22 protein-coding genes and 1 pseudogene are annotated in these 24519 nt (G+C 39.2%); 13 read left to right on the top strand and 10 right to left on the bottom strand.

The features are described from left to right. From C1E24_RS21245 to C1E24_RS13300, 8 genes are all read left to right on the top strand, one after another. A partial coding sequence (locus C1E24_RS21245) for an HvfA family oxazolone/thioamide-modified RiPP metallophore (protein WP_431188328.1) occupies positions 1-118 on the top strand: 118 nt, incomplete at its 5' end. 117 nt (positions 119-235) lie between these two features. Beyond that, positions 236-1078, top strand: a complete 843-nt coding sequence (locus tag C1E24_RS13325) for an HvfB family MNIO-type RiPP peptide maturase (protein ID WP_431188327.1) — start codon at positions 236-238, stop codon at positions 1076-1078. Further along, positions 1078-1815 (top strand): HvfC family RiPP maturation protein, encoded by a 738-nt coding sequence (locus C1E24_RS13320; RefSeq protein WP_138482199.1) that lies wholly within the window; start codon positions 1078-1080, stop codon positions 1813-1815. Before C1E24_RS13325 ends, C1E24_RS13320 begins: the two co-directional genes overlap by 1 nt. A gap of 111 nt (positions 1816-1926) precedes the next feature. After that, positions 1927-2049 carry a hypothetical protein gene (locus tag C1E24_RS21180; RefSeq protein WP_276320054.1) on the top strand — a complete coding sequence of 41 codons (123 nt, stop codon included), beginning with the start codon at positions 1927-1929 and terminating at the stop codon, positions 2047-2049. Between the two features lie 168 nt (positions 2050-2217). After that, positions 2218-2763 carry an adenine phosphoribosyltransferase gene (gene apt, locus C1E24_RS13315; protein WP_138482197.1) on the top strand — a complete coding sequence of 182 codons (546 nt, stop codon included), beginning with the start codon at positions 2218-2220 and terminating at the stop codon, positions 2761-2763. 1 nt (position 2764) lies between these two features. After that, on the top strand, positions 2765-5152 hold the full coding sequence (gene dnaX, locus C1E24_RS13310; protein WP_138482195.1) for a DNA polymerase III subunit gamma/tau: 2388 nt from the start codon (positions 2765-2767) through the stop codon (positions 5150-5152). Positions 5153-5209: 57 nt separating this feature from the next. Then, positions 5210-5536 carry a YbaB/EbfC family nucleoid-associated protein gene (locus C1E24_RS13305; protein WP_138482193.1) on the top strand — a complete coding sequence of 109 codons (327 nt, stop codon included), beginning with the start codon at positions 5210-5212 and terminating at the stop codon, positions 5534-5536. 670 nt (positions 5537-6206) lie between these two features. Beyond that, positions 6207-8639, top strand: coding sequence for a PAS domain-containing hybrid sensor histidine kinase/response regulator (locus C1E24_RS13300; protein WP_138482191.1), 2433 nt, complete (start codon positions 6207-6209; stop codon positions 8637-8639). A gap of 142 nt (positions 8640-8781) precedes the next feature. Here C1E24_RS13300 and C1E24_RS13295 read toward each other — a convergent pair whose 3' ends face one another. Continuing rightward, positions 8782-10848 (bottom strand): M13 family metallopeptidase, encoded by a 2067-nt coding sequence (locus tag C1E24_RS13295; RefSeq protein WP_138482189.1) that lies wholly within the window; start codon positions 10846-10848, stop codon positions 8782-8784. A gap of 252 nt (positions 10849-11100) precedes the next feature. On the opposite strand from C1E24_RS13295, the gene C1E24_RS13290 reads away from it, so the two are divergent. Beyond that, the gene (locus tag C1E24_RS13290) at positions 11101-11694 is read left to right on the top strand and encodes a rhomboid family intramembrane serine protease (protein ID WP_138482187.1); all 594 of its coding nucleotides are present in this window, start codon (positions 11101-11103) and stop codon (positions 11692-11694) included. A 346-nt stretch (positions 11695-12040) separates the two neighbouring features. Here C1E24_RS13290 and C1E24_RS13280 read toward each other — a convergent pair. Continuing rightward, positions 12041-12397: pseudogene (locus C1E24_RS13280) on the bottom strand (beta-aspartyl-peptidase); the annotation flags it as partial. Between the two features lie 269 nt (positions 12398-12666). Then, complete coding sequence (locus tag C1E24_RS13275) at positions 12667-13791, bottom strand: TRAP transporter substrate-binding protein (RefSeq protein ID WP_138482186.1); 1125 nt, start codon at positions 13789-13791, stop codon at positions 12667-12669. A 335-nt stretch (positions 13792-14126) separates the two neighbouring features. On the opposite strand from C1E24_RS13275, the gene recR reads away from it, so the two are divergent. Further along, positions 14127-14729, top strand: coding sequence for a recombination mediator RecR (recR, locus tag C1E24_RS13270; protein WP_138482184.1), 603 nt, complete (start codon positions 14127-14129; stop codon positions 14727-14729). A gap of 259 nt (positions 14730-14988) precedes the next feature. Next, positions 14989-15807, top strand: a complete 819-nt coding sequence (locus tag C1E24_RS13265) for a DUF3667 domain-containing protein (protein ID WP_171040894.1) — start codon at positions 14989-14991, stop codon at positions 15805-15807. 35 nt (positions 15808-15842) lie between these two features. Here the strand turns inward: C1E24_RS13265 and C1E24_RS13260 are convergent, their stop codons facing one another. The 7 genes from C1E24_RS13260 to C1E24_RS13230 form a co-directional block, all read right to left on the bottom strand. Then, positions 15843-16061, bottom strand: coding sequence for a helix-turn-helix transcriptional regulator (locus tag C1E24_RS13260; RefSeq protein WP_130255819.1), 219 nt, complete (start codon positions 16059-16061; stop codon positions 15843-15845). Then, a complete protein-coding gene (locus C1E24_RS13255) occupies positions 16054-16551 on the bottom strand; it encodes a hypothetical protein (RefSeq protein WP_138482180.1) in 498 nt (165 codons plus the stop codon). Before C1E24_RS13255 ends, C1E24_RS13260 begins: the two co-directional genes overlap by 8 nt. A gap of 189 nt (positions 16552-16740) precedes the next feature. Beyond that, a complete protein-coding gene (locus tag C1E24_RS13250) occupies positions 16741-17679 on the bottom strand; it encodes a LysR family transcriptional regulator (protein ID WP_130255821.1) in 939 nt (312 codons plus the stop codon). Further along, on the bottom strand, positions 17676-19409 hold the full coding sequence (aceK, locus tag C1E24_RS13245; RefSeq protein ID WP_138482208.1) for a bifunctional isocitrate dehydrogenase kinase/phosphatase: 1734 nt from the start codon (positions 19407-19409) through the stop codon (positions 17676-17678). Before aceK ends, C1E24_RS13250 begins: the two co-directional genes overlap by 4 nt. Positions 19410-19563: 154 nt before the next feature. Beyond that, a complete protein-coding gene (locus tag C1E24_RS13240; protein ID WP_138482178.1) occupies positions 19564-20040 on the bottom strand; it encodes a DUF4124 domain-containing protein in 477 nt (158 codons plus the stop codon). Between the two features lie 76 nt (positions 20041-20116). Then, complete coding sequence (locus C1E24_RS13235; RefSeq protein ID WP_138482176.1) at positions 20117-21616, bottom strand: DUF3413 domain-containing protein; 1500 nt, start codon at positions 21614-21616, stop codon at positions 20117-20119. 4 nt (positions 21617-21620) lie between these two features. Next, complete coding sequence (locus C1E24_RS13230) at positions 21621-21833, bottom strand: DUF1414 domain-containing protein (protein ID WP_138482174.1); 213 nt, start codon at positions 21831-21833, stop codon at positions 21621-21623. A 64-nt stretch (positions 21834-21897) separates the two neighbouring features. Here C1E24_RS13230 and yejK point away from each other — a divergent pair, with 64 nt between their 5' ends. Then, complete coding sequence (gene yejK / locus C1E24_RS13225; protein ID WP_138482172.1) at positions 21898-22911, top strand: nucleoid-associated protein YejK; 1014 nt, start codon at positions 21898-21900, stop codon at positions 22909-22911. Between the two features lie 111 nt (positions 22912-23022). Then, complete coding sequence (locus tag C1E24_RS13220; protein ID WP_138482170.1) at positions 23023-24510, top strand: diguanylate cyclase; 1488 nt, start codon at positions 23023-23025, stop codon at positions 24508-24510. The last annotated feature ends 9 nt before the right edge of the window (positions 24511-24519 follow it).

The following is a 24519-nucleotide window of genomic DNA, read 5'->3' as shown; positions in this document are numbered from 1 at the left end:
CGAAGGTAAATGTGGCGGCAAGGCTAAAAAAGAAGGCAAGTGCGGCGAAGGTAAATGCGGCGGCAAAGCTAAAAAAGAAGGCAAGTGTGGCGAAGGTAAATGTGGTGGCGCTCACTAATTCTTAGTGTTCTTCTTTGAGGCAGGTTATCTGCCTCAAACTTCTTAGCAAAATTTCCTCTTATTTTATTATCCAGAACTCAGGTTAAATACAAGCCATGAACTCAAAGGTATTAATATGGTAGTTAATGACATAGGCATGGTCGGTCTAGGCCTCAGACGTGAAATGTTGGATGACTTTATTGAGTCACCACCGGGTCAAGTCGATTTTCTAGAAGTGGCGCCCGAAAATTGGTTAAAAATGGGCGGGAAATTTGGTAAGCAGTTTAAGCAACTTACCGATAAGCATACCTTTATTTGCCACGGCTTATCGCTCTCATTAGGCTCTCCAGAGCCACTTGATATAGAATTTGTAAAGTCTCTTAAAAGCTTCTTCAAAACTCACAATATCAAACTCTATAGTGAGCATTTGAGCTACTGCTCGGGTACAGGTCATATGTATGATCTGATGCCAATTCCATTTACTGAAGATGCAATTAAACACGTAGCTGGTCGAATTAAACAAGTACAAGATATTTTAGAGCAGCGGATCGCTGTCGAAAATGTTTCTTATTATGCCGCACCCGGTCAAGAAATGTCAGAGCAAGAATTTACGCTCGAAGTTTTAAAGCAAGCCGACTGTGACTTACTACTTGATGTAAATAATATTTATGTAAACAGTGTCAACCACGGTTACGATGCAATCGGGTTTTTACAAGCCATGCCAAGTGAACGTATTGTATATGGTCATGTCGCTGGACATTATGAAGAAAGTACTTCTTTATTAGTGGATACCCATGGTGCAAATGTATGTGACCCAGTTTGGGATTTACTCGAGAAAGCCTATGATTATCATGGTTTGTTTCCTACTTTGCTCGAACGTGACTTTAATATTCCGAGCATGTCAGAAGTGCTGAGCGAAGTAGACATAATTAAAAAACTTCAGACGGAGTTTTTGCCTAAAAGTGAAGGGGTTGCCTAGTGTCATTCATCGATGTTCAAAATGCATTTATGGCTCATATTCGTGATCCCGATAATGTTGAAAAACCTGATGATGTAACTGAAGAAAGAATGACAGTTTATAAAGAGCTGTTTTTTAATAACGTTGAAGGGTTTGTTAGCTCAGCCTTTCCGGTTCTTAAAAGTCTATATTGTGAATCACATTGGCAGACACTTGTTCGCACTTTTTTTGTTAGCCATGATTGTTCATCTCCGTATTTTCTCGACATCAGTGCAGAGTTTTTAGCTTTTCTTCAGCATGAATATATTATACAAGAAAATGACCCCATATTTATGTTAGAGCTTGCACATTATGAGTGGGTTGAATTGGATGTGTCGGTTTGTTTTGAAGATGAAATGCAAAAACCGCTTACAAAGATAGACAATCAGCCTTTATATCTGTCAAACACTGCACGTAACTTGTCTTATCAATACCCAGTTCATCAAATTAGTGAAGACTTTCAACCGACTGAGCCCAGTGAACAACCTCATTATTTCGTTGTATATCGTGATGAAGAGGAAGACGTGGGTTTTATCGCTTCAAACCCTATGACCGCGATTTTGCTAGAGCAACTAGATAATAATCCGGGTATTAGCTTGTTAGAGCTTGTGTCAAAAGTGCATGAAATTATTCCACAATTTAGTGGGGAGCAGCTAATAGGTGGTGCAACTCAAACATTAAACGCTTTGGCAGAGCTGGGTGTGGTAGTCACTAAATAATTTTTTTGTGTAACCAGCTTAGCGGTTTTTTGCACTTCTCACTTTAACGCATAGCTCGGATCGTCTATTATGAGCGCCGTTTTTTCGTGCTTAAAAATTTATAGGTGTACTATGTCAAAGGGTGATTTTAAAGATCCGTTTAATGCTAAATACTTCATTGCTTTCTTAGCAGTTTTTGTTGGTATTGGCTGTCTAAATGCAATTCTTGGTTTAGCAACGGCTTTTGCAGCTTAATCATCAAATAAACTAAAGACATTTTGTCTAAACTAAAGGCTACGTTATGTAGCCTTTTGTCGTTTTATTGCGCAAACAAGCTAAAAACATGGCTTTGTGATTTCTCAAAGTTTCAACTTTTCTCATTCTTGTTATAATCACTTTCTTTACAAAATAGAAAGCTTCATTATGACACAAGCTAATCTCACGCTGATCAAAGACAGTATCGCTACGGTACCTAACTACCCTAAAGAAGGTATTATGTTCCGTGACGTAACCACTTTACTTGCTGATCCAAAAGCGTTTAAAGAAACGATTAATGCATTCATTGCGGCATACAAAGATCAAGGCTTTACTAAAATTATTGGTACAGAGTCGCGTGGTTTCATTTTTGGCGCACCTTTATCTTATGCGTTAGGTATTCCTTTTATTCCAGTACGCAAGCCAGGTAAATTACCGCGTGCAGTGATAAGCCAGTCTTACCAGTTAGAGTATGGTGAAGATGTGCTTGAGTTACATACAGATGCAATTGTTGAAGGCGACAAAGTATTGTTAGTTGACGACTTACTTGCAACAGGTGGCACGATTGAAGCAACAGCTAAGCTTGTGCAGAAGCTTGGCGGTAATGCAACTGACGCAGCTTTTGTTGTATCGCTACCGGAACTAGGCGGTGAGCAACGTGTTGCAGACTTAGGTATTAATATTCTTAAGTTAGTTGAGTTCGAAGGCGAATAATATGAGTTATCAAGTCCTAGCACGGAAGTGGCGTCCGCAAACTTTTCACCAACTTGTCGGCCAAGAGCATGTCAAACAGGCGCTTGTAAATGCCCTCAATGAGCAAAGGTTGCACCACGCTTATCTTTTCACTGGGACTCGGGGCGTTGGTAAAACCACCATCGCCCGTATATTCGCAAAAAGTCTAAACTGCGATGAAGGGATCACTTCAAACCCGTGTGGCAAGTGCCAAAGCTGTTTAGATATTGAAGCGGGTAAATTTATTGATTTAATAGAAATCGATGCTGCTTCCAGAACGAAAGTTGAAGATACGCGAGAGATCCTCGACAATGTTCAATATGCGCCGACTCGCGGTCGCTATAAAGTGTACCTCATCGATGAAGTGCACATGCTGTCAAAGCACAGTTTTAACGCGCTATTAAAAACACTCGAAGAGCCGCCAGAGCATGTAAAGTTCTTATTGGCGACGACAGATCCGCAAAAACTACCGATTACTATTTTGTCACGTTGCTTACAGTTTAATTTGAATGCGATGTCACAATCGCAAATTGTATCGCAGCTCACTCATATTCTGCCGCAAGAGCAAATTCAGTTTGAAGAGCCAGCCTTAAAAGCACTGGCGAAAGCCGCTGATGGCAGTATGCGTGATGCCTTGAGTTTGACTGATCAGGCCATAGCGCAAACCAATGCTCAGCTTACTTTAGCTGCTGTTCAAGACATGCTTGGTCTGATGGATGTAAGTCATGCCGTGAGTATTTTGGCTTCAGTACTTTGCCAAGATGCACCGGCAGTGTTGGATGAAGTTGCACAAATTGCAGTTAAAAATGGTAACTATCTTGCCGTTTTAGACGATTTAATCGCTCTTCTACATGCCATTCAGCTCACACAATTGGTGCCGCAGGCAGCAAAAATATCGGTATTTTCAGAATCTGATATTGCAACACTGAGTGAGCAGATCAACCCGCAGCAAGTACAGCTATTTTATCAATTGCTGTTAAATGGTAAAAAAGATCTTCAGTGGGCACCAGAGCAAAAACTTGGCTTTGAAATGGTATTGCTGCGTTTAATTGCGTTTGAGCATGCAGATAGTCAGCCTTCTGTCACGTCTAATGTCCAAGCTGACCCTGCATCAAACAGCGCTGTTCAAGCTCAGCCTGCAAATACTGCGTCACCAAGACAAGGCTTGCAAGATATTCGCGCTCGCTTAAAGCAAAATAATGCGCCAGCAGGTGGGAGTAACACTCAGCAACCTCATGCTACACCTGAGATACCTGTACAATCAGCAACGCCTCAGGTTGAAGCAGAACCTGCCCAAGTTCAGCCTATGCAGGCAGAATCAAGCCTTCAGTCAGTAATGGAACATGGTGTTACTAATCAGCCTTCAGAGTTAACTCAACCTGTAGTACAAGGCGCAGATGTACATTCGCCTGTTGAGCAACCCCACTACCAACAGAATGTTGAAAGCAATGCGCTTAAACAGCATGTTCAGCAAAATCCGCAAGGACCAGCGCAACAAGAATATGCGCCAGAACATCAAGAGCAAGAACTAGCCGCGCAATATGAGCAAGTGATGCAAGATGCGCAAGAGCAAGGCTATACGCCGGCTTATGAACCTCAGGCTACACAACAAGCGCAACAAGACGCTAGCTCTCAAAATTCAGAGTCAGCTTCTGCACGCTTACAAGCTCAACAAGGGCAGGCACAATCTGCCATTGCACGTATTTTGCAAAACCGAAACATCTCTGGGGCAGGGCAGTTATTATCAGCTCAAGGAGATGAGCCAAAAAAGTCTGAGGCGCAAAACGCGCCCGACTCAAATGTGGCGCAAGTAACACCGAAGAAAAAACCAGTTCCATTTAGCGAAAGACACAAAGCGGACGAAAGCAAACTGGCGCCTGAGTTATTAGAGCAGATTGCACCGCAAACTTCGCAAGCACAAGAAGCGCCTATAGAAGAAGCCGTGCCCGTACCTGAAGGGTTCGCTAGCCCAATCAGTGAAATTCGTTTTGCCCATCAGCAAGATGACTGGGCTAAGTTGATTGAGAAAATGGCATTGGGTGGTCGTATGCGTCAGTTTGCACTGCATTCGATTTACCACTACGAGAATAATCAAGCCAACATTCAAGTTGATATTAGTCAGCGCCATTTAGACAGTGCTATTTTAAGACAAAAGCTTCAAGTAGCGTTGAACGATATGTACGGCTCAGATGTTGAACTTATCGTTGAATTTGCAGAAGGGGTGATAGACTCACCGTATCTAATTCAACAAAAAATAGATGCACATAGGCATCAGCAAGCGATAGAAACGATTAATCAAGACCCTATTGTATTACAACTTATCGAGCAATTTAGTGCCGAGGTCGATGAAAATACCATACAGGCATTGTAATCGAGTACAATAGACCTTATCTTTTAGCCAAATAAAATATATGTAAGAGAGCGTATTATGTTTAAAGGTGGAATGGGCAATATCATGAAGCAGGCTCAGCAGATGCAAGAGCGCATGGAAAAAGCCCAAGAAGAGATCAAAAGCCTAGAAGTAACAGGCGAAGCAGGTGCAGGCCTAGTTAAAGTAACTATGCTGGGCAGCCACAACGTTAAGCGCGTTGAAATTGACGAAAGCTTAATGGAAGACGACAAAGACATGATTGAAGACCTGCTAGCTGCTGCTGTAAACGATGCCGTGCGTCGTGTTGGTGAAGAGTCAGCTAAACGTATGTCTGATGTTACTGGCGGTATGCAGATGCCTCCAGGTATGAAAATGCCGTTCTAAGCTTAATGTTTTGAATTAAAAGGTTTTTATTCTATTTATCCCCGCTAGGGGACAAATGGGGGACAAAAACTAATGAAAGCTCAGGTAATAAATCGCCCGAGCTTTTTTATTTTTTATGAGAAAAAATAAACATATAACCCCCTCAAATACTAAGCAGTAATATTTTTAGCATCTAAAAAAGCTAGTAACATTAATGTACGCATCAAAGGCTGACAGCAAACCTAATACTACTAAGGTTGCAAAAACATCATTTCATAGTGTTCTGAAACAATCATATAGTTTTAGTGTTTTGTATTTAATAGCCTGTTAGCAATTAAGTAATGTGAATAACTCAATTTTTCAGTCGGATTGAATGCACCAGCCCTAATTCGTTGCATACAATTCAAGGCGATTTAATAGCTAAAAAGTGAACGCTTGTACCTTGATTAAATAGTTAGCTGAGTTTAATGTTTTGTTTCAGTTTTGAAACAGGCCGACTGATACTTACTGACTTTTAAATATCTGTTTGAGCTAGTGTGCAAGATGCATTAGCTCATTTTTATACCTTTAGTAACGCTTGTTGATTGAATTTTCAGTCAAATAAACCTTCTTATTACTCATTATTTTCAATGTAACTATTTTATTTAGAACTATACTTTTTGCATGTCTTCTATTCTGCAACGAGAAATAAGTGCAGGTTAATCAAAATCAATTAGAGCTCGAAAATAAACAACTCAAAGAGCGTCTTTCTGAAATTTCACACGAAAGAGATAAATATAAAAAACTATTTGAGGTTTCAGCCGATGCCTTATCTATCATAGATCTTGATTCAGGAAAGTTTATAGAGTGCAATCAGGCTGCAGTTGATATGCATGGCGTGCAAAGTATTGACTGTTTTTTAGAATTAAGCCCTGCTGATTTATCACCTGAGTATCAAAACTGCGGTCGCAGTTCAGATGACATGGCAAGAGAATACATAGAGCAAGCAATAAAAGTTGGCCCACAATTATTTCAATGGACACATTCACGTGCTGATGCAAGTACTTTTCCTTGTTTGGTATCTCTAACCCCCCTGATTGTTGGTGAAACTCGATTAATCTTAGCAATTGGTAGAGATATTTCTGAGTTAATGAAGGCTGAAGCTAAACTTGAGTCATTATCTTTTAAGAGTAAAGCGCTCGAGGAAGCGGTTTTAGAAGAACAAGAAAAGTTTGAAAAATTTGTCAATCTTGCACCTGTTGGCATAGCAATTAACTCAATAGAAGATGGCAGTTTTGATTTTGTTAATCTTGAATTTAGCAAAATGACAGGTTATTCGATCGAAGAGTTAAACAATATGGATTATTGGGCGTTAACGCCTAAAAAGTATGAACAGCAAGAAGCAGAGCAATTAGAGTCATTACAAAAATTTGGTTCTTATGGGCCTTATCAAAAAGAGTATATAAAAAAGAATGGTGAGACTAATCCCGTTCTTCTCTCCGGAATTAAAATAACAAATAAACATAACCAAAATTTTATTTGGTCAGTCGTACAAGATATTTCAGAACAAAAGCGCACTGAACGCGAAATACATGAAGCAAGAGAGAAAGCTGATGCACTGGCTTTACGTCTGCAGTTAGCAAACGACTCTGCTGGTATCGGGGTTTGGGAGTGGGATATACAAAGCGGGGAGTTAGTTTGGGATAAATGGATGTACAGTCTGTATGGTATTTCTGAATCGCAATTCTCTGGTGCCTATGAGGCTTGGGTCAATAGTGTGCATAAAGATGATATAGACGATGCCAAAACACAATTAGACAATGCCATTAAAGGCAAAGCTGTATATAAGCCTGAATTTAGAGTGACACACCCAAATGGAGATATCAAAACACTCAAGGCAAGTGCCGAGGTAATTCGAGACTCAAAAGGTAGGGCGTTAAAAGTGATAGGTGTTAACTATGACGTGACTGACCGAGTAGAAGCGATGAAAACGCTCACAGAAGCAAAGAAAGCGGCAGAAAAAGCTGTAAAAGCAAAAAGCGATTTCTTAGCCAACATGAGTCATGAAATTCGTACTCCTATGAATGCGATTTTGGGGGCACTGCAATTACTCAAAGGTGCCAAACTATCACCTGATTTAAAAACGGTATTAAGGAACGCTGTGTTTTCAGCGCGAAGCTTGCTGACGATTATTAATGATATTTTGGATTACTCAAAAATTGAAGCGAACAACTTACAGCTAGAAGACGTGCAGTTTTCAATTACAGAGACACTTGAGTCAATTAAATATGATTTAGATCCTATCGTAAGTTGCAAGCCAATCGCATTCACAGTCAATAGAGCACAAAACCTCAGTGAGTATTGGGTAGGCGATCTAGTTAGGGTTAAACAAGTTATCTTAAACCTGACTTCTAATGCCGTGAAATTTACTGAAAAAGGCTACGTAGAATTAAATGTTTATTGCTACTTTGACAATAAAAAAGAGGGGTTATTCATTGAGATTATTGATACTGGTATAGGTATGACTCAAGAGGCAACGCAGCGTGTGTTTGAGCGTTTTGAGCAAGCTGATAAGTCAACAACTAGAAAATACGGTGGTACAGGATTGGGGATGTCTATTACCACCAATTTAATTAAAATGATGCATGGAACAATAGATATACAAAGCACTTTAGATGAAGGTACAAAGGTCACTGTGTTTTTGCCTTTGAAACCAGTTGACTTTGTTTCAAATACCCAAATTGTAAGAGCACTGTCAGCCCCTAATTTAGAAGGCAAAGCCATTTTAGTTGCAGAGGATAACCCGATAAATAAAGTTGTTATTGATTCTATGCTTAAGCCAACAAAAGCGCATATTATGATTGTTGAAAATGGCAAACAAGCGGTAGAAATAGCTCAGAATCAGCAATTTGATTTAGTCTTAATGGATATTCATATGCCCATAATGGATGGTCTTGAAGCGCAATCAATTTTAAAAGAGCGTGTTCCGCACTTACCTGTCATTGCCTTAACAGCCAATGTAATGAAAGAAGATATAGAAAAATATTTAAGTCGTGGGTTCTTAGCACATATTGCAAAACCAATAGAAATGAATAGTTTATATGGTACTTTGAATTATCACTTACTTGGAAATAAGTCGAATTAGGTCAGATTTAGAGTTTATTGGGTCGTTAAAGCTTAAAGAAATACAAGCATTTTTTGTAATGGGTATGTGCTCTAATTAAATGTGTTTAGTAAGCATAAACCCAGTTAGACACTGAGTTTATGCTTTTATGGCTTAAAGCTTATTACCAGATGCGTACACGCTCTTCAGGTTTAAGATATAACTTATCACCTGGTTTTACGTCGAACGCTTTGTACCATGCATCATGGTTACGAGGTGCAAGTGCACGGAAGCGACCTGGTGCGTGTGTACCTGCGCGAAGCTGATTAAGCATGCTTTGCTCAGTACGCTTTTCTTTCCAAACTTGTGCCCAAGCTAAGAAGAAACGTTGATCGCCAGTTAGGCCATCGATAACTGGTGCTTCTTTACCATTTAAGCTCAGCTTGTACGCGTGGTAAGCCATTGCTAAACCACCTACGTCACCAATGTTTTCACCAAGGCTGTTACGGCCGTTTACGAAGTTACCTTCGATTGGCTCGTATTGGCTGTACTGAGCTGCAAGCTTGTCAGCTTTTGCTTCGAATGCTGCTCGGTCTGAGTCAGTCCACCAGTTACGTTGGATACCTTCAGCATCAGACTTAGAGCCTTGGTCGTCAAAACCGTGGCCCATTTCGTGACCGATAACTGCGCCGATGCCACCGTAGTTCACCGCTGCATCAGCATTTGGATCGAAAAATGGTGGTTGTAAAATCGCTGCAGGGAATACAATCTCATTAAATGAGCTGTTGTAGTATGCGTTTACTCTTTGTGGTGTCATACCCCAACGGTTTCGGTCAGTTTTTTCAAGCTCTTTTGATGCGCTGTCATCTCTGAAGAATTGACGCAGGTTTTTAACATTGCCCATTAGGTCATTGTTTTTAAGTGCTAGGCCATCAAATGACTGCCATACATCCGGATAACCAATTTTAGGTACAAATGCCGCTAGTTTTGCTTGCGCATTTACTTTTGTTTCTTCGCCCATCCAGTCTAGACCTTCAATGCGCTCGCCAAGGGCTTTACGCAGGTTTTCAACCAGCTCTGACATTTGTTCTTTCGATGACTCAGGGAAGTGCTTATCAACGTACACTTTACCAATTGCAAAGCCTAAAGATTGTGTACCAGACATTTGGCTCACAGCACGCTTCCAACGTGGACGAGGTTCTTGCTGACCACTCAGGTGCTTACCATAGAACTCGAAAGATGCGTTGAAGATATCTTCTGAAAGCAGGTTTGCATTGCCACTGATAGCGTGGAAAGTCAGGTAATCTTTCCAAACAGCAAGGTCTTGTTTATTCACAAGGTCAATCATTGCTTTGATTGGCTCAGGCTGAGACATATTTAGCTGAGGTACTTTGTAACCTGTTTGTGCAAAGTACAGATCCCAATTGAAACCAGGGTATTCTTTAGCTAAATCTTCGCGTTTGATTTGGTTTAGTGTCAGGTCGCGGTTACGACGCTTTTCACGTGGCCAATGGCCTTCAGCCATTTTAGTTTCTAGTGCAAGGATCGCTTGGGCGCGCTCAGTTGTATTCTCTAAGCCTGCAAATTTAAGCATGTTTGCGATATGAGCAACATATTCTGCGCGTGTCTTCTCAAAACGCTCTGCTTCTTCTAAATAGTATGAACGATCTGGTAAACCTAGACCGCCCGCACCCATAGACATTTCATATTTATTAGGATCAAGGCGATTAAACCACATGCCACCGCCAATCGGTGAGTTTACGCCTGATAGCCAAGACTGACCGAATGCTTTTGTTAGGCCGTCAGTATTATCAATGGCTTTGATCTCATCAAGTAGGCCTTGAATTGGTGTGATCCCTAATTTGTTAAGGGTTTCAACATCCATAAATGCGTTGTAGAAATCAGCAATCAATTGCTCTTCTGCATTTAAGTTATCGCGAGAAATAATGTCTTCGATGATGGCGTTAACTTGCTTTTCACTGCGCTCAGCAAGTGACGTGAATGCGCCGTAACGCGTTTTGTCAGCAGGCATTTCGTAGTTTTTATACCAAGTGCCACTTGCATACATGAAGAAGTCGTCACCAGGTTTAACGCTTTCATCACGTGCTGTTAGGTCAACACCGAATGTGCCTAGTTCAGCTTTGCCAGCTGTTTGTTCTACTTGTTGTACTTTTTCAACTTTTGGTTCTGACTCAGAACAGCCAGCTAAAAAGACAGCGGCTAAGGCTGTCGCAATAACAGTTCTTTTCATTGTTATCTTCTCTTTTTAATTGAGTAAAATCTCAATCTATGTTTTAAGTAAGAAATGTTCCTCATTAAACAACAATTGAGGAATAAACCCATTGTCAGCCGACAAACAGTGAAGGGCAAGTTTTTTAGGTAAATGAGGGGAAAATACCGTTGAATAGTGAAAGTTCGTGTTAACTTTCTCTAAAAATGACGTAAATTAGATGAACGATGTCTAACTACAAATTTTTGCAAATAATGAAAGATGCCAAATGCAATGAATGAAAAAAAGCGCACAAAGCTTTTTCCATACAACTTCAGATTATTACTGTTAGCTATGTTGCTTATGCATGTGCTTATGGCAATGGCATCGTTCTACCCACCTATTATATCTAATTTAGGGTTAGTGCCTCAGCTCCCCGAGCGTTTATACGGTATTTTTACAGCACCTTTCATCCATGCGAGTTGGGGCCACTTAACCGGTAATACGGTCGGTTTATTCATCAGCGGGTATTTAGCGAGTCTGCAGAATGGGTTTAAGCGTGTCACTGTTTTTATAATGTTTGTGACGGGATGTTTGGTCTGGGTATTTGGTGAATATGGAAATCACATTGGCGCGTCGGGCATTGTGATGGGTTATTATGGTTTTTTATTTGGCACAGCTGTGTTCAATCTTAACTTGGTTGGTGCAATTAGTTTTTCCGTGTTAGTCGCCGTCACCTATTACATGGATTTTGCTTTTTTGGCGACACTGTTAGACTTTTCTGCTCAAACCAGCAGTTCAAATCATATTTTCGGTTTTATAAGTGGTTTACTGGGGGCTTATATTTTTAGTAAGAAAATAAAAAAGCCTAAATCAGCTAAAAGCTAAAATAGGCTAGGGAGGTAAATGTTACACTCTTTTGAAGAATCTAGATGCAATGACTTTTTGCTCTGCAATCATCAGCTTTCCATTACTCCAAACACTATCAACAGCTAAGTCTGCTTTTCTTAACAAAACCAAATCGGCATCGCCTGCAACTTTTATCTGCCCTTTAGTTAAGCCAAGTATATGCGAAGGGTTCTGATACCAATCCGCAATAACACTTAATCATTTTGAGGGATTAAACCTGATGATAGCTGCGTTAAAGATTTCTCATTTAGAACAACTAAATAACGAAATATTTGCCTTGCTACCAACAAGGTTTTCTTGCCTCAAAATAGACCACTTAGTTAAGCGGATTGGTATGAGTGATAGCCATCAACGCTTTTTCAAGTGGTACGTTAAATTCTAATACAGCTTGTTGAAATGCATGTAAAAGCGATGATTCTTGGCCCACTTCAAAGCCAATCAAGTTATTGTGTGCGTCATATATAGGTAGACTTGCATGCCCGTCTGAGCTCATTGTAAGTTGACCCTCAGCAACGCCTTTTTCAAGGCAATAGGCAAGGGCTTCTGCGGCAGCGAGCTCCCCATGTGCTAAATCATAGTCTGTGGTGCTGGTGGTGAAATCTATGGTGCCACCGGCTTTGCAGAACGCAATTCCAGCCATCAACAACTCTGAATTACGATTCATATGCGTTGGGTAAAAATCTATTGGTAATTCAGTGGTGCTTGTCACTTCATGCAAAAGGGCGAATTGAATATTCAAAGGATTTGATCTCAGAGGCTTCAACAAGAGAAAGGTTAAAAGCATTTTGTGCTGAAGACATATCAGGCCTAATTAACAAAGAGCAGGGCATAAAAGATAAGAATCTTATATTCAGAAAGCTTGGACTAACTCGGTGCGAAGAATTAGGCCAAAGTATGAAAATTGAAAACCTGTTGATGGAGATTAATTAACTCATACGGGTGATCACAATACTAAGAAAGCTTAAAGGGACTGGTCTCATTGGTCGCGTCTAGTAATTTATCAAAGGTTTTGAGATCACCTAATAAATCTTTTTTTATGTCCCGCCAGGCAGATTGGTGATGACCAAACTGCCTTATCCATTCTGATTGCTCTTTATTACTTGGCTGGTAAATAGCGGTGCCATATTTTGAGAGCCCTTTGATACATTCGGTATGAATGGCATTAAAATTATTAATGTGATGCTCAAATGTCTTTTCAGCGGCAATGGTAACTACCTCTTTTAAAGAGGCTGGTAACTGCTTTAGCCAAGCTTGGCTGATAACGGTTACCCATGCATCCGGTACACTGTCGATTTTAGTAACATGTTTTAAGTAACTTTTTAAGCCGTCAGGACCTGAATGAAGTCCAATTATACTAGGATCAAGTACGTGTATTAGACCTAGGCGTGCCATTTTAGCGGTTTTACTCCATGGTATTTCGACAATATTAGCCTGCGTAAGTTTATAAAAGTGAGTGAGCACTTTAGATGCGGGCACACGTAATGTAATATCTTTTAGGTCTTCGGGCATTATGATGCGTTTGTTTGAGCGTTTAACCGTCGTTAATGTGCGTGAACCGACAATGTGATGTAAAAGAATTTGGAATTTACCCTGACTCTTAATGGGGGCGAGTACTAAATCATGCCATTGTTTAGAGCTGATTAAGTTTAGGTATGCTTGGTTGCTACTCGTCCAAAAAGGGATGTTTAAAATGTCGAGCAATGGCAGAGCTCGGGATAAGTTAGAAACTGAAATTAATGCAGCATCTATACGTTTATGGTTAATGGAGGCCATCAACTCAGTGCCTACACCTAGTTGCCCGTTGTCAAATAGTGATACGTATATTTTACCTTCAGATAATGACTCAATATAAAACTTTAATTCTTGGTGTAGGTGAGGGGTCGTTCTGTGTTGGACGGTTTGATAAGGAGAAGCAAAGTTGAGAATATAGTCAGCTCTACTTCGTTTATCTCGTTCTTCCATAAGGTCGTATTCAATTTGAATAGTCTCAACTGGAAGGCACAAAAGCGGGGCGCAATAATTTAGAGCACCAACACTCAATGCACCTTTGATAAACAAGCGTCGATTTATCTTCATTATATCAGTATAGCTGGAAATATTAAGCTGGCACGAAACGACACTTATCTATGATTTTTCTATAAGTTAATTAATTATACTTGTGACAGGTTTGTCGCACTTTTATAATCACATCAATCTAACAAGACATACTTAGTACACAATACTAACCCTTAGTAATATTTAATAATTTTTAGGGGCTAAAACTGACGCTAACTTCGTTGAAAACATCTTATTTAGAACAACTAAATAGAAAATCTTTCGCCTTGTTATCGACAAGTTTCATTTGCCTCAAAATAGATCACTTAATAAAGAGGGTTTGTATAAGTGTTGAGTTTTAAATAAAAAGAAGCGTTATGCAACTATCTGGAACCTTATCACAACTCATTGAAGCCTTGCGTTGTTTGCCTGGCATAGGCCCTAAATCGGCTCAGCGTATTGCTTTTCACCTACTTGAAAGAGACAGAGAAGGCGGTAGCCAGTTAGGGCAAAGCCTAACTAAAGCGATGCAAGTTATTGGGCACTGCCAAACTTGTCGCACGTTTTGTGAAGAGCCAGAATGTTCGCTTTGTCAAAATATTAAACGCCAAGATAGTCGTTTGTTGTGTGTGGTTGAATCGCCAACTGATGTACTTGCTATTGAGCAAACAGGTCAATACACAGGCTTGTACTTTGTATTAATGGGGCATTTATCACCGTTAGACGGCATTGGCCCTAATGAGATCGGTTTAGATGTGTTAGAGCGTCGTCTTTCTGAAGGCAACATTGATGAGGTCATTCTCGCCACTAACCCAACCGTAGAAGGTGAAGCAACAGCACATTTTATCTCTGAGCTTTGTCAAAAATATGATGTACTCGCTTCTCGTATTGCTCATGGTATGCCTGTAGGTGGCGAGCTTGACTTAGTTGATGGTATGACGCTAATGCATGCGTTTTCAGGGCGAAAAGCCATTACCTAAAGTACACTATGACCTCTTAAGCATTTAGAAAAGCTAATCATATAACATGATTAGCTTTTTTATTTTCCTGATTATTAATAATGCCAGCCCTTGTTAATAACTAATCATTTTGAGGGACTAAAACTGACGCTTTATTCAATGTATTAATATCGGATATGTAAATAAACCTTTGACAGGAAGTATCAGGTTAGGGACAATTTGCTTACAAGAATAATGTCTAACGCTCTATTTTTAGTCGTTTTCGATAGGGATGAATCACGTGGTAAACTTTGATGAGCAAGCAAATTGCTTAAACTGTGGTGCAAAATTAACAACACGCTTTTGTGGCGAATGTGGGCAAGAGAAAGCACGACGTATTACTTTTAAAGAGTTATTTAAAACAGCTCAAAGAGCGCTTTTAGAGTTTGAGTCACCATTTTTAAAAACATTTATCACCATGACAACTTCCCCTGGTAGAGTTTGCAGAAATTATATAGAAGGCAAGAGAGCAAGTTATTTTAATCCAATTAAATACGCTTTCTGGAGTTTGACATTTTTTATTTTTTTAACTGCTTTAACTGGTCAATCCGTCAGTGAGCTGACAATGAGTGCATTCACAAGCTCTTCTTCACCTGAAACTCAACATTTTGGTGAGGTCTTAAGCAAAATTATAGAAGGCTCAATGTTGTTTTTAACTTTTATTTACGCAGCAATTTTTGCTCTGTTATTGAGAGTTTTCTTTAGAAAAGAAGGTATTAAATTTACTGAGTTTTACGTATTAGCAATTCTACCATCTGCACATTTAACTTGGTTTACTTCAATATTGGTTGCGACTAGTTTGTTAGATGCAAAAGCTATTGGTTATACTTCTTTGTGTTTATCAATCGTATTTCCTATTTATACTTACACGACTTTTTTCAAAAAAAATAAAATAAAAGTATTTTTGAAGTCTTGCACAGTTATGTTTTTAGGAATACTCATAGTGGGTTATCTAAGTGCATTGCATACCCATATTCAGATTGGTTACGAAGATGCAGTTAAACAACATAAATTAGAACAGGCTAAAGGTGAAAAGCAGGTTGAAACTAATAACCTCTAACCCTTTTTAAAAAGAATAAAGCCAACCCTTTGGCTTTATTCAACTTCTTTATATTGAAATACTTCTTCAAGTGGTAAAGAGAAGACCTCAGCAATTTTGAAAGCCACTTCTAAACTTGGCGAGTATTTATTGGCTTCAATGGCCATCACTGTTTGACGAGTCACCCCGATGGCTTCAGCAAGTTGCTTTTGCGTCATCTCATTGTTTAAAAATCTCAACGTTCTAATCGAATTTGTGATAACGCGATCAGTCATAAATCGCTCCTGTACGGCCTTTAATGAGTTGTACACCATAAAAAACGATTTCAGCTAAGATAAAGGCGATGACCATAATATGTAGTGGTAAAAAAGGCATACTGATTTTATCTGCAAAAAACGGGTTAGCTTCAATTTGATATTGGAAAATGCCTATACCTAAACCGATTTGTAAGATCCATGCTGAGTATTTGTAGCCGATTAAGTTGATTTGCTTCTCACGTACATCCATGGGCTGTTCAAGCTCTTTTTCACTCGCAAGGGCTAAAAGAATATAACTAGCTATCATCAGTACAATACTATAAATGATCACGTTACCAAGTAGCTCAGATAACCAAGTAATATCACTCAATTGCTCAGTACTTGCTAATAACACTGCGCGCAAATAGTAAAACAAGATGTAGCCACAAATAAGCAAATCAACGAGTAATGTCACTTCTCGAAAGCTACAGCTATCAAGCCATTCTTTAAATTTTTGCTGTCTAGTCATGTTTATTCCTTTTTACTTAAAGTTAAATATTTTTAACATGGTTAAAGTTACATCAAAATGGTGGTGAGGTCAAAGATATTTAACTTAGAGTTAACTTTATTTGTCATTTTAAATGTAACGACTTGTGTTATTTGAACAAAAAAATACCTGCAGAAGCAGGTATTCGTTTTTAATTTCATGATGCTAAGGCTATTTTAATTCTTCAGCCACCTCGGCGACTTTCTGTCTGAGCCAAATATGGCTTGCATCGCGGTGAAGGAGAGGACTCCAAATCATATCGAGTTCAAATGGCGGTATAGGGAACGGCGGCTCTAAAATAGCTAATTGTGGATCATCTTTATAAATATTGGCAGCTTTTGATGGCAGTGTAGCAATCAAGTTTTGCTCCTTAGCCAGATGAATAGCGACATGATAGTTACGGGTAAAGGTAGCTATGTTTCTGTGTTTACCAAAATGCGCGAGCGCTTCATCAACCCAACCCAGTTTTTGCACATCTTCTGGGTCCATACCAACACCTACACCAAAGCCAGTTTTACTTACCCAGATATGTCGTGCTTTTAAATATGCATCGAGGTTAAATTTATCTATGATTGGGTTATCAGACTTAATTAAACAGCAGAAACTGTCTTTCCAGATACGTTTATGGTGGAAAGATTGAGGTAGATTTTCAAAACGGTTGATGGCCATATCTACCTTACCATTTTCTACATCATGAAAGGTGACGTCACTTGGCGTTAATATATCTAGTGTGGTGTCAGGTGCTTCTTCATGTAACTTAGTTAATAACTTTGGCGCAAGCGTACTTGCGGCGTAGTCACTTGCCATGATCCTAAATACACGCTTACTTTGACTTGCTTCAAATTCTCGATTTGGTGCAAGGGTTTCTTCAAGCGTCATTAAAATACCACGGATAACGGGCTGTAACTCTAAGGCACGCTCTGTAGGCACCATGCCATCACTGGTTCGAACCAAAATAGGGTCATTGAATAAGTTACGCAGTCTCTTTAGGCCATTACTCATGGCTGGTTGCGTAATACTAAGCTGGTTTGCAGCTCGAGTAACATTGCATTCTCGTAATAAAGTGTCGAGATATACTAATAAATTTAAATCTATTTTACTGATATTCACATTAATCTCTTTTGTTTCGCAATGTGGTTAAATCTTTGCTCAGGCGGGTATGGGTAAATATGCTTACTTATTTTATTGACGATATCGGCTTGTGCATTTTGCCAATACTCAACGGTTAATAATTCGGGATGCGTCTGCTCAAAGAATGTTTTCAATTTAGGGTTCGTCATCACAAAAGTTAATAACTGCTCAGGAAATACATCTTGTGGTGCAACTGAATATAAATCAGCCCCTGAGTATAAGTCATCTAAACTTGGCTTCGGCAAGGCTCTAAAATTCATTTCTGTTAGGTATTGCACTTCGTCGTAATCATAAAATATCACCCTGTGGTGTTTACTGACACCAAAGTTTTTCAGCAACATATCTCCAGGGAAGATATTAGCCTGCAACATCTCTTTGATGGCTAATCCATAATCGTCAATCACTTTAAAACTTTGTTCGTCAGAAGCTTGCTCAATAAAAAGGTTGAGCGGATTCATTCGTCTCTCGATGTATAAATGTTTAATGACTAAATGATCATTCTCTATCTTGATACTGCCAGCAATGGTTGCTTGTAATTGCTTTAGTAATTCAGGGCAGAATCTATTTAGCGGCAGTACAACATCTGAGTATTCGATGGTGTCAGCCATTCTACCAACACGGTCGTGATTTTTGACCAATTGATATCGAGCTAATACTGTATCGCGACCAAAAGGCTTACTTTCAGAGAATTTATCTTTAATGATTTTAAAAACATAGGGAAAATTTGGGAGCGTAAATACCATCATCACCATACCGGGTGTGCCTGGGGCGATCACAAACTTATCATTACTGTTATCTAGATGATGTAAAAACTCACGATAAAACTCAGTTTTGCCTTGTTTATGAAAGCCTATGGCATTGTAGAGCTCTGCGGGAGTCTTATTCGGCATTAATTGATTTAAAAAATGCACCATAGCTGACGGGGTATTAGTTGAAACCAAAAAATACGCGCGCGCAAAGCCAAAAATAACCCGCATCTGGGAAGAGTTGGTAAGTAAAGCATCAATGCACAGCTTGCCTTGCTCATCATGCAATACAGAAATAATAAAGGGTTGAATGCCACTCTGAGAGACAACGCGACCAATGATATATGCGCCTTTATTGCGATAAAATGGCGCAGGTAACATATCAAAACGCATTTGATGGTGCTGGTGGTGCGTATCGGGTGCTTGTTGAATAAATGCCTTTACTAATAATCTAATATCTTGTTCTAAATTGGCAAATTCACACTGAAAGTCAAACTCATTGATAATTTGTTTGATAGTGGGCTTTAACCCTTTAACAACTGGAAAATAACTTCGATATTCGGTTTCAACGGCAACCGCAGGAGCATCTTTTAAAGTTGTTTCGACGAAAATAAAATCATTATTAAAGTATTGCCTGTCGAATAAACGGCAAAATACAGAGTTATAAAAGGTTTCGGCCAGTTCAGCTTGAGGATGAAAGGTTAATAAATCTAGATAGTGCTGTTTTACTTGGTACCAAAAAGCTTCATCAAGCACATCACAATTTAGTAGCTCTTTTACGTCATTGATGGTTTCGTTGACTCGGGCATCATAATGATGAATACGTGCTTTGCTGATTTGCTGTAGCTTCCCCCAGTCTTGTGTAGCAAAAGCGATAGGGGCTTGCCCTGTTATCTGTTGAAATAATTGATAGTGCTTAGCAAAGCCAGAAAGTATCAATTGGGCTAGACTGAAAGCGTGCATCATCATCCTCGATATTTAGGTAATTTGCCGCCAAAATAGGGTGAAAATTACCAAAAACGCATTATCTTGCTGACACTATATAATGAAAATGGGGTGTTTGGCTATCCCACAATGGTCTAGAGGTGATTACGATCTGCTTATTCTTCCCTAAGCGTCATTGATAGCGGGCTAGTTGCTTCTCTAATCTCGCTATTTGTTTATCAATGTCTTTAATATCTTTTAAATATTGCTTATTGATAGATTTGAGCTGCTTTTTAACATCTCGGATAGTTTGTTGTTTTTTTCGGTCATCCATAACGCGATTCAAGCGAGCTTGTTGCTCTCTAGAGTCTCTGTCTCTGTCACGACTCAAAATAGCAGATTTCTGACGCTTAGCACGGATCTCACGCTTTAAATTTCTAACTATTTGTTTTTTCTCAAGGTTATTGAGTGTTTTGAAATGCTGTTCAGCAGGTATTTTTGCTTCAGGATTGGAATGCGTTAATGTGTGAATAGTGCCATTTTTACCACACGGGTGCTGACTAAAAATAGTGCCTCTATCTGTAACGCACTTATAGTAACTGACAGAGACCTTTTCTGCAGAAACACCCATAGAGAGTAGTATAAGAATGATGGCATATGTTCTTAGCATAAACAGCTCCTTTTAGTTTTCTCCATAACCTTCAGAAGGATTATAGAAATATAGTAAAGCTAAAAGGAGATGCAAGTTAATTGCCACCACTACTGCGGGTGAACTTTTGTAATTCTTTGATACTATGGATAAGAAAGGGGATATCTAAACTTTGTTCTAATAAGAAACCCTCAGAGCCTGACATTTGTTTATAACTGCCGTCTGGGTTAACCAAAGTAATTCGGTCTTTCTTGAACGTAATCAATACACCGTTAGTGTAGTTCACGCCCTCTTGGCGGAAGTCTTGATTTAGGTTTCTACCTAACATGGTAGCTTCTGCAAGTGTAGGGCAATTGAGTTGCTCTGATATCACAGAATAGACTATGTCGTTAAGCTGTTTAAAACTGTCACTATTTTTTATTTGAATAGAATCTGACACATATGCCTGTGAGGTGGTAATTAGCTCTTTGCCATTGTCGTCAGCAAGAGAAAGTGCAATCAAATTTTCAGTAGGAAGACCTTCAAGTTTATCAGCTAAGATGATGTTGACTGGGTGCTCACCATCAGTATCTTTGAAGCCTGAATCTGTAAAGCCTGATAGGCCCAGTAGCGCATTTTTCTGTGACCAAGCGGGTAAAGAGCCTCGTAGCTTTTCAGAATTGTAATATGCAGGTAGCCCATAAATAAGGTTAAACAGTGCATCTTGGCGATTACCTGGCTGTAAAACATTGTCGAGCACAGACAAATTCGAACGCTCAGTAACAAAAGCATTCAATTGTTCACTATTTTCAAATACGACAATATTGACGATTTGTGTTTCAGCTTCACAATTTGGCAATGAAGTCTTAAGTACAAATTCACCCTTTGAGCCTTCTAATTGTACATTTCTCGCCTGTTGATATTTTTCAATATCAAGTAAATCGTGACGTGCTAATAAGGTCTTTGCCGTTGTAGGGTAAGAGAGCGGCAATACATTATCTTGTTTTGTAATATCGAAATAGTTGTTTGCATCGGCCCATATGTGAATACTGTGACTTAAGGCAAAGCAAGTAACCAGTACACTCGTAGCGTAACGGGCAAATTTTAGGTTTTTCAGTCTATCTAGGTGTCGCCAAGCATGGTTACTGGCAATCAATTCCAGTCCCAAAATAATAATAATAATAGAACCAGCAATGACAGTAGTGATGGCTGGTGAGCTTGTGAGTGTTGACCAAAGTAAGCTAATTATCTCAGGTAGCGACTGAATGTTAATATGGTAGCCGAGGCTGTAGTATACGAATGCATCTAAGCATAAAGTTGAAACACCAATCGTTGCAATGGCCGCAGCCATGCCCCGTATGTGCCTAGGATAAGGGAATACTAAACTCAGTGGAAATATGGTTAAGACAAAGGCACAAAACGTAATAAAGCTGGTATGACTCACCCAAGTTATCAGCATATAGAACCAACCAAGCGGTGTGCTCGGTTGGCTATCGGCAAATAAATAAATCGTACTGATCAGCAGTACTAAGCCAATATTAGCGAAAGTAAACCAGTGTCCCCAACTCAAAAGTTGGCTGGCTTTCGAAGAAAACTGGTTGTCAGGGGTGAGATTCATTCAGTTATTTTACCGATTGCACGAGCGCTTTAGCGAAATTGTCGGCAACAGCTTGTCTTTTATTTTCTGGCACATGTTCTTTTAGAATATGCGTGATAGAATTTCCTAAACACATTAGACTTAAATCAACAGGTGCCTGTTGTTGAGTTAACACATCGATAAGCTGGTCGACAATTTGTTCTACTTGTTTGTTGGAATATTTAGATTGGATAGGCATCAGTTGGTTCAAAATCAATAAATAATAATTTTTTATTTTAACACCAGAGGCGCGAAAAACAAAGATGAGCATTGAGGTGAATAAACTGGTTGTCCATTATGTCGACAAACAGGACGAAGATACCCAAATCCATTTACGCAATGATGAGATGTCGATTAACGACCGAGTGAATGTATTTATTGAACAATTACATCATGCTTACACCAGTAAACCTGGCAAGGGATACTGTGCGTTTAGCCCAGATAAAAATAGCCAAGTTGCATCGGCAATGCAGAGCTATCGCAATAATGAACTCAATTTTTATAATGTGACCGAACAAGCCACACAGGTATTAAAAGAAGAGCTAAATAAATACGCGTTTAACGAAACTGGATATCTGGTATTTTGTCACTACCAATATGTGGCAACAGAATATGTGCTAATAGCACTTATAAACATTAAAGAGCATTACTCGATTACTTCAGAGCTTGATTTATCTGCCTCGCGCCATTTAGATATCTCTCGTATGCAGCTTGCAGCAAGAATTGATTTATCAGCTTGGGATACTCAGCCTGAAGATGCGCGTTACATCTCGTTCATTAAAGGGCGAGCAGGTCGAAAAGTGGCTGACTTTTTCTTAGACTTTTTAGGCTGTGAAGAAGGCATTGATGCTAAACAGCAGTCGAATGTGATGTTGGCAGCTGTGGAAGATTATTTGAGTGAACAGCAGTTTAATAAGGAAGAAAAAGACGACTTAAGGAAAGAAGTCTTTGATTACTGTAACGACTGCATCACAACAGGTGAAGACGCCAATATAGCTGACTTATCTGAAACACTGTCAAAATCTTCAGAGACTCAATTTGAAGACTTTTATAAAGATCAAAGCTATGACTTAGCTGAATCTTTCCCAGTTGATAAGAAGACGTTAACAACTATGGTGAAATTTTCAGGTATAGGTGGTGGTGTAAGTGTGGGTTTTGAGCGTAAACACTTAGGTGAGCGGGTATTGTATGATGCTCAAAATGACACGCTTACAATTAAAGGTATACCACCAAATCTAAAAGAGCAGTTACAGCGCTTTTATGAAGAAAACGAATAGCAGTAAATTATGATAATTCCAAAAAAAGAGCCTCGGCTCTTTTTTTATTGGCTTACTCTAAGGTAAAGTCTTGTCTATATTTAATAATATACTTCATTGTACCTGACTATTATGAATCAAAGACCGTTTGTTTATGCTGATATAAATTGCCCGTTTTGTTTTGTACTACACGAGCGGTTAAAAAATCTCGATTTAGTTAACGAAATAGAGTGGCGGTTAGTAGAGCATGCACCCTCTGCAAATGTTCAAGAGTTAAAGTATATTGATATTCTCAATGCCGAATTTAAAGCCGTAATAGATAAAGCCCCTGACATTGAGATCCATAATCCAAAATTTATGGTTAATACTTCAATGCTGAATGAAACGCTCAATGCGGTGTCAGGCTGTTATCCAGATAAAGCCCTTGAGTTTAGAGATGCTTTATACCGAGCACTATGGATAGAGAATTTAGATATATCAGATCCTACAATTTTAGATTCTTTACTTGTTAAGTATGGTGTAGATGAATTTGAGTTTAGTGAACAGCAGCAAGTACAGCTGTTGCAATGGCAGTCGGACTGGGAAAAAGGTGATTTTGGGCATAAAGTACCTGTTTTGGCAAACGGAGCCGGAGATTCTATTACAGGTTTACAAAATGAAAGTACTTTACTCTCATTCTTTAAAAATGAAGCCGTGCAACAAGTTGATCAGTACAGTGCCTGCAATCTTAAATTTAATGAAAAAGTGTTTATGCTTGGAGACTCATTATCATCTCAAGTAGTTTCAAGTTATTTGTCTCATGCAGAATATGATTTTTATAAACTTGAGTCGCAAGATGCTTTATTGAGTAAAGCGCTGAAACAAAACTGTGCTTTGATACTCGTTGAACACCAAGCGGATCCTGACTTTAAGTTCTGTAAACAGTTTCGTGCAATGTCGCAAAGTACAACCCCTGTTATTTATTATAGCGATAAGTTAACCGATGAAGTCGAGACACAAGGTTTTGCCGTTGGCGTATCTGACATGCTTGATGTAAGCAGACAAAAAGAGAGCTTACTTGGTAGGTTAGCCATGCATATTCGTACTAAACATCAATTAGATATTATTAGTGGTTATGCAACTCATGATGCATTAACCGGGTTTTATAATCGTCGTGAAATTGAACGTGTTTTACAACGCAGTTGGCAAACAGCTTGCCGTTATAGTACAGAATTAACCGTATTTTTGATTGATGTAGATGACCTAAAAAAATATAACCTTAAATATGGTTATGCGGCAGGCGACGAAGCACTTATGGGCATTGCGAATGTGTTATCTGCAGGCAGAAGCGAAGATATAGTCGGGCGCTTTTCTGGTGAAGAATTTGTGATGATTTTACACAATACCCCAGAAAAAGAATTACTAAAAATAGCAAACCGCATTCAGAATAATATTTTATCTCGCAAAATCTGTTATAACAAAGATGATGGCAATGACTTTGTGACTGTCTCTATTGGTATTGCGACGACCTTAGCAAATAAAGCACATAATTATACAGATCTACTGGCTTTGGCTGATACAGCCTTAAATGAAACAAAAACGCTTGGCCGTAACCAAGCGATAAAGTTAAGAATGGCTTAATTGTAAGTG

The organism is Pseudoalteromonas phenolica, assembly GCF_005876835.1.
In the GTDB taxonomy this organism is placed as follows: domain Bacteria; phylum Pseudomonadota; class Gammaproteobacteria; order Enterobacterales; family Alteromonadaceae; genus Pseudoalteromonas; species Pseudoalteromonas phenolica_B.
This window is presented reverse-complemented; position numbering and strand designations above follow the sequence as displayed.